General features: G+C 54.9%; 1 protein-coding gene. It reads right to left on the minus strand.

Annotation, left to right across the window (positions count from 1 at the left end; genetic code table 11):
* Positions 1 to 9: 9 nt before the first annotated feature.
* A protein-coding gene (locus tag ACODSJ_RS24695; protein WP_489104223.1) for an IS3 family transposase occupies positions 10 to 1,172 on the minus strand; the annotation gives its coding sequence in 2 pieces (ribosomal slippage) (positions 10 to 917 and positions 917 to 1,172; 1,164 coding nt in all).
* Positions 1,173 to 1,236 lie beyond the last annotated feature (64 nt).

Genomic DNA, 1,236 nt, shown 5'->3' on the forward strand with positions numbered 1-1,236 from the left:
TTGTAGTGGTCAACTAATCCCGGACACGACGTTAAGTTTTTCCTCGGCCCGCGCTGGCGCCAACCCATCGTTGAATTGGTGAGGCCGAATCCAGTTGTAGCGATGCATCAAAAAATGGCTGATATCGCGCTGTGCTTCCTGCGCAGTTCGATAGCCCACGGTCGGTATCCATTCTGTTTTCAAGCTGCGAAATACGCGCTCCATCGGTGCATTATCCCAGCAGTTTCCTCGTCGACTCATGCTCTGGCGCATGCGGTATCGCCACAACCGCTGGCGAAAGAGTCGGCTTGCATATTGCGATCCCTGGTCCGAGTGGAATAGCAGATCCGAAGGCCTGCCACGCTGCTCGTAAGCCATATCCAGTGCTTTGATCACCAGCTCAGCGTCTGGCTTTTCCGACAGCGCCCAGCCCACGATCCGACGCGTACAAAGATCCAGGACGACAGCCAGGTAATGCCACTTTCCTTGCGCCCAAATGTAGGTGATATCGCCGCACCAGACTTGATTGGGCGCTGGCACGTCGAACTCGCGGTTCAATGTGTTCGGGATATCCAGTCTTTCTATTGTTGCTCGCTTGTAGGCATGGGAGCCGGGTTGTTTGCTGACTAAATCAAGCTCGCGCATCAAGCTACGCACTTTGAATCGACCGACTTGCTCACCGTCTTCACGCATCAGCGACAAGATGCTGCGACTGCCCGCAGAGCTGCGACTTTGCGAGAACAGCTCACTGACGCGACTACGCAATCGAAGCCGTTCAACATCGGGCGTGCGGCGCCGCAGGCGCTGGGCGTAGTAACACGAGCGAGTGACGTCAAACACCTTGCACAGCCAATCAACCGGTTCATGGGCGCTCAACTGGTCAATCAGCGCGAACGCTCGTGATCTTCCGACATCAAGAGCGCGGTAGCCTTTTTTAGTATTGATTTCTCTCGCTCAAGCCGAGCAATCCGGGCTTCCAGCTCCTGAATTTTTTGCTGTTCCGGAGTCAGTGCCTTGCTCTGCGGGGTGACGCCTTTATGTTCTTTCTGAATCTGGTCAACCCAGCGGCGCAATGCCGATTCACCAATGCCGAGTGAACGGCTGGCTTCGATGTAGCTGTAGTTTTGTTTGAGCACAAGGTCGGCAGCCTCGCGCTTGAATTCAGGAGTAAAGGAGCGGCGTTGTTTGGTCATCTGACACCTCGATCTGGCGAGCATTCTCGCCTAAATGGGTGTCCGGTTTCATTAGACCACTACA

It is taken from the genome of Pseudomonas sp. FG6 (genome assembly GCF_057809015.1).